The following is a 5,164-nucleotide window of genomic DNA, read 5'->3' on the forward strand; positions in this document are numbered from 1 at the left end:
GGCCGGTGGTATCTCTGATCTGGTTGACGATCTGGGTTTTGTTCATCGGTTCGGTGATGGTTTTAACCTTGCGAGCCGCAGTAGCGCTGGTGGCTTTGGCAGCTGTCTTTTTCTTTGCAGCCATGGATTACTTACCCCTTTTTGGTGTCTTCCTGAGAATGTGTGTCTCCGCCGAAAGGCGGGGAACCGGTCTTGCTTCCCTGATCAGGTACGCCCCTGGACTGCGCAAACTCAGAGGGCCACTGAATTGGTTCGCATCTGTTATATGCCATGAATTTTCACTGCACAAGCCGTCAAACCACTATTTTTTACGGAGTTTCAACAAAAAAGAGGCGGATGTGGCCTGTTTGGCAGGGAATCGCCCCCCGGCATGGCTCGCAGGCGGTGGAATCGCTATACTGTGGCGCCTTTTTCAGCGACTCGGGGTTCAGCCCTAAGTCAGTCAGGCTGCTGGCACTGCCGACAGATGCGGTCGGCCCCGGGTAGCGCCCTCAGAAATACAAGCGGAAGTTAAGCATGCGAAGCCATTATTGCGGTGATTTGCGAGCCTCCCACGATGGAGAAACAGTTGAGCTTTGCGGTTGGGTCAGTCGCCGCCGTGACCACGGTGGGGTGATTTTCCTCGACCTGCGAGACCGTAATGGTCTGGTGCAGGTGGTGTTCGATCCGGACACCGAGGAAGCCTTTGCGCTGGCCGACAAGGTTCGCAGTGAGTACGTGGTGCGCCTGACCGGCCGGGTGCGTATGCGTGACGAAGCGGTGCGTAACAGCAAGATGTCCACTGGCGATATCGAAGTGCTAGGCAAGGAACTGACCATTCTCAACGAGGCAGAAACGCCGCCGTTTGAGCTGGATGCCCATTCCGCCGCCGGGGAAGAGGTGCGCCTCAAGTACCGCTATATGGACCTGCGCCGGCCTGAAGTGCTGCGCAACTTCCAGTTTCGCTCGCGTCTGACCCATGTGGTCCGCGCTTTCCTGGAAGGCGAAGGCTTCATGGATGTGGAAACGCCGATCCTGACCCGTGCTACCCCGGAAGGTGCCCGTGATTATCTGGTGCCGAGCCGAACCCATCCCGGTAGCTTCTTCGCGTTGCCGCAGTCTCCGCAGCTGTTCAAGCAGCTGCTGATGGTGGCGGGCTTCGACCGTTACTACCAGATTGCCAAGTGCTTCCGCGATGAGGATCTGCGCGCCGACCGTCAGCCGGAATTCACCCAGATCGACCTGGAAGCCTCCTTTGTGGAGGAAGAAGACATCATGGGTATCACCGAACGCATGGTGCGCTCGGTGTTCAAGGAGCTGCTCGATGTGGAGCTGCCGGACTTCCCGCGCATGCCGTTCTCGGAAGCCATGCAGCGTTTCGGTTCCGACAAGCCGGACCTGCGTATCCCGCTGGAACTGATCGACATCGCCGACCTGCTGGCGGGTGTGGACTTCAAGGTATTCTCAGGCCCGGCCAACGACCCGAAAGGGCGTGTAGCTGCCATGAAAGTACCGGGTGGCTGCAGCCTGTCGCGCAAGGATATTGACGGCTATACCAAGTTCGTCAGTATCTACGGCGCCAAGGGGCTGGCTTATATCAAGGTTAACGACCTGGCTGCGGGAGCCGAAGGGCTGCAGTCGCCGATCCTCAAGTTCCTCACCGAAGAGGCTATCCAGGGCATTCTCGAGCGCACCGGCGCCGAGACCGGCGACCTGATTTTCTTCGGTGCCGACAAGGCCAAGATCGTCAACGAAGCGCTGGGTGCGCTGCGCGTCAAGGTCGGCCACGACCTGAATCTGGTACAGGGTGACTGGGCGCCACTGTGGGTGGTGGACTTCCCCATGTTTGAAGAGGATGACGGCCAGTACTACGCGCTGCATCACCCCTTCACCATGCCCAGCTGCAGCCCGGAAGAGCTGAAAAGCAACCCGGAAGGGGCGCTGTCCCGTGCCTATGACATGGTGCTCAACGGCACCGAGCTGGGTGGCGGTTCCATCCGTATCCACAACCCGGCCATGCAGCGTACTGTGTTCGAGGCGCTGGGTATTTCCGATGAAGAGGCTGACGAAAAGTTCGGCTTTCTGCTCGACGGCCTGAAATACGGCGCGCCGCCACATGGTGGTCTGGCTTTCGGTCTGGATCGCATGGTCATGCTGATGACCGGCAGCGAGTCTATCCGGGATGTGATTGCCTTCCCGAAGACCCAGACTGCAGCCTGCACCATGACCAACGCGCCGTCCCCGGTGGACAACAAGCAGCTGCGTGAAGTGGGTGTACAGGTTCGCAAGGACGATAACTGATTCGATAACAACCGGCGGCGCGACCTGCTCGCGCCGGTCTGTTCGTAGCAATTACGGGAGACACCATGGCAGGACACAGTAAATGGGCCAATATCAAACATCGCAAGGCGGCCCAGGATGCCAAGCGCGGTAAGATCTTTACCAAACTGATTCGCGAAATCACCGTGGCGGCCAGAATGGGCGGCGGCGAGGCGGCGGATAACCCACGCCTGCGGGCAGCGGTGGACAAGGCGCTGGGTCAGAACATGACCCGCGACACCATCGACAGGGCGATCAAGCGCGGTGCCGGTGGTGATGACGATGCCAACATGGAAGAAATCACCTACGAAGGCTACGGCAAGGGTGGCGTGGCGGTACTGGTGGAAACCATGACCGACAACGTGAACCGCACCGTGGCCGAGGTGCGCCATGCATTCTCCAAGTTCGCCGGTAATCTGGGCACCAGTGGTTCTGTGGCTTTCCTGTTCACCAAGCGCGGCGAGATCTTCTTCGAGCCTGGCGCCGTGGACGAAGACAAGCTGATGGAAGTGGCTCTGGAAGCCGGTGCCGAGGACGTGGAAGAAAATGACGATGGCAGCTTCCTGGTGATCACCACCCCGGACAAGCAATTCGGTGACGTGATCGATGCCCTGCGCGAAGCCGGGCTGGAGTTCGCCGATGCGGAAGTGACCATGCACCCCTCCACGGACGCGGAAATGGATACGGACACCGCCGAAACCGTTCAGAAGATGATCGACATGCTGGAAGATCTGGACGACGTGCAGAACGTCTACACCAACGCCAGCTGGCCGGCGGAAGAAGAGGAGTAGCTACTAGCTGTGAGCTGCTAGCTACGAGGAATACAAAAAACCCCGCTATGTCGGGGTTTTTTGCTATTTGGCTTGTGGATCCTTCGGGGCGGCTCACAATCCTTCTAGAAGCTAGAAGCTAGAAGCTAGAAGCTAGAAGCTGCTTCAACTGGACATATGGACAGCTGTCAGGTACAACTGGGCCAGCTTTTTATTTTCGGGTCAGCGGCTTATGGCATTACTACTGGGGATCGATCCCGGCTCCCGGCGCACCGGCTACGGTCTGGTGGAGCAGGTGGGTAACCGCAGTCGAGCGGTGGCCTTCGGGACTATCGCCACGACCCACAAGGAGATTCCTCCTCGCCTGGGCGAGATCTTCACCGGCATCCATCAGGTGGTGATGGAATACGGCCCGGCGGAAGTGAGTATTGAAAAGGTGTTCATGGCCCGCAACGCGGATTCAGCCCTGAAACTGGGGCAGGCCCGGGGGGCAGCCATTGCGGCGGTGATGCAGGCCTCCCTGCCGGTGTTTGAATACTCTGCCCGTCAGGTGAAGCAGGCGGTGGTAGGGCGCGGTGGTGCGGAAAAAGGGCAGGTGGCAGAAATGGTCAAATACCTGCTTGGCCTGGAAAAGCGCCCTCAGGAAGATGCGGCCGACGCACTGGCCATCGCCCTTTGTCATGCCCACATGCGCGTGTCGCTGGCTCGTATGGGCGGTGCCACCGCGGTAAGAAACGGACGAATACGGTGAAAAGTACGGTGATGACACAGCCATGATAGGACAATTGCGCGGAACCCTGCTCGAGAAACGCCCGCCAGTGCTGCTGCTGGATGTGAACGGGGTGGGCTACGAAGTGGAAGCCCCCATGACCGTCTTCTACGGTCTGCCGGACACCGGTGAGCCCCTGACCCTGTATACCCATTTCGTGGTGCGCGAAGATGCCCAGTTACTGTATGGCTTTGCCGACCGCTATGAACGCGAACTGTTTCGGGCGTTGATCAAGGTCAACGGCGTGGGGCCGAAAATGGCCCTGGCCATTCTCTCCGGCATTGAGGCGGATCATCTGGCGCAGTGCATTCACGATCAGGACACCACCTCGTTGGTGAAGGTGCCGGGTATCGGCAAGAAAACCGCCGAGCGACTGGTTATCGAAATGCGTGACCGCATCGACAAGATTGATGGAGGTCCGACCTACATGCCGGGCAAGGTGTCACTGGCACAGCCCGACGCTGCCCGTTCCGACGCCCTTGCCGCCCTGGAGGCGCGTGGTTATCGTACAAAAGATGCCGCTGCTGCACGTGGCAAAGTGGCGGAAGAGGGCGCTACCAGCGAGCAACTGATCCGACAGGCGCTGAAAAGCCTGGCGCGTTGATAGGGGATGAGTTGAAAGTTCAACGTCAAACTTTGAACTTTCAACTGTTTGCATCCACCGGGTGACTGCCGGGAACAATCCGTCTACGCTAGCTCAAAATCATTCTCACAACGCTGGGTCTCTTTACTGCAAGCATGGAAAACGACCGTCTGATTTCAGCTGCCGCTGTCGGCACCGGTGAAGAACAGCAGGACCGGGCTATCCGTCCGGCCAGTCTGGCTGACTACAAGGGCCAGCCAAAAGTCCGCGAGCGCATGGAAATCTTCATTGATGCCGCCCGTGGCCGTAATGAAGCCCTGGACCATACCCTGATTTTTGGCCCCCCTGGCCTGGGTAAGACGACCCTGGCGCACATCATTGCCCGGGAAATGGGCTGCGAACTCAAATCCACTTCCGGCCCCGTGCTGGAAAAGGCCGGTGATCTGGCCGCCATCCTCACCAACCTGGAAGAGGGCGACGTGCTGTTCGTGGATGAAATTCACCGCCTGTCCCCGGTGGTGGAGGAGATCCTCTATCCGGCCATGGAGGACTACCAGCTCGATATCATGATCGGCGAGGGACCGGCGGCCCGCTCCATCAAGCTGGATCTGCCGCCCTTCACGCTGGTGGGGGCCACCACACGGGCGGGCTTGCTTACCGCCCCCTTGCGTGACCGTTTCGGGATTGTCCAGCGGCTGGAATTCTATTCGGTGGAAGAGCTGTCCGGGATTGTGATTCGGTCCT

Annotated in this window: 5 protein-coding genes; all 5 read left to right on the forward strand. The window is 59.1% G+C overall.

Features of this window, described 5'->3' with window-relative positions; all coding sequences use genetic code 11:
- Positions 1-516 precede the first annotated feature (516 nt).
- The gene (gene aspS, locus ACFE0K_RS08120; protein WP_434535586.1) at positions 517-2,280 is read left to right on the forward strand and encodes an aspartate--tRNA ligase; all 1,764 of its coding nucleotides are present in this window, start codon (positions 517-519) and stop codon (positions 2,278-2,280) included.
- Between the two features lie 65 nt (positions 2,281-2,345).
- Positions 2,346-3,089 carry a YebC/PmpR family DNA-binding transcriptional regulator gene (locus ACFE0K_RS08125; protein ID WP_434535587.1) on the forward strand — a complete coding sequence of 248 codons (744 nt, stop codon included), beginning with the start codon at positions 2,346-2,348 and terminating at the stop codon, positions 3,087-3,089.
- Positions 3,090-3,300: 211 nt separating this feature from the next.
- Entirely contained in the window at positions 3,301-3,819 is a 519-nt protein-coding gene (ruvC, locus tag ACFE0K_RS08130) for a crossover junction endodeoxyribonuclease RuvC (protein ID WP_035249006.1), read from the forward strand.
- A gap of 22 nt (positions 3,820-3,841) precedes the next feature.
- Positions 3,842-4,441 carry a Holliday junction branch migration protein RuvA gene (gene ruvA / locus ACFE0K_RS08135; RefSeq protein ID WP_434535588.1) on the forward strand — a complete coding sequence of 200 codons (600 nt, stop codon included), beginning with the start codon at positions 3,842-3,844 and terminating at the stop codon, positions 4,439-4,441.
- 134 nt (positions 4,442-4,575) lie between these two features.
- A partial coding sequence (gene ruvB / locus ACFE0K_RS08140; protein ID WP_434535589.1) for a Holliday junction branch migration DNA helicase RuvB occupies positions 4,576-5,164 on the forward strand: 589 nt, incomplete at its 3' end.

The organism is Alcanivorax sp. (assembly GCF_051117345.1).
GTDB lineage: Bacteria > Pseudomonadota > Gammaproteobacteria > Pseudomonadales > Alcanivoracaceae > Alcanivorax.

Excerpts from the sequence above, each read along its gene's own strand:
- ACFE0K_RS08125 (WP_434535587.1), top strand. The coding sequence starts at position 2,346 with ATGGCAGGACACAGTAAATGGGCCAATATCAAACATCGCAAGGCGGCC.
- aspS (WP_434535586.1), top strand. The coding sequence starts at position 517 with ATGCGAAGCCATTATTGCGGTGATTTGCGAGCCTCCCACGATGGAGAA.
- ruvA (WP_434535588.1), top strand. The coding sequence starts at position 3,842 with ATGATAGGACAATTGCGCGGAACCCTGCTCGAGAAACGCCCGCCAGTG.
- ruvC (WP_035249006.1), top strand. The coding sequence starts at position 3,301 with ATGGCATTACTACTGGGGATCGATCCCGGCTCCCGGCGCACCGGCTAC.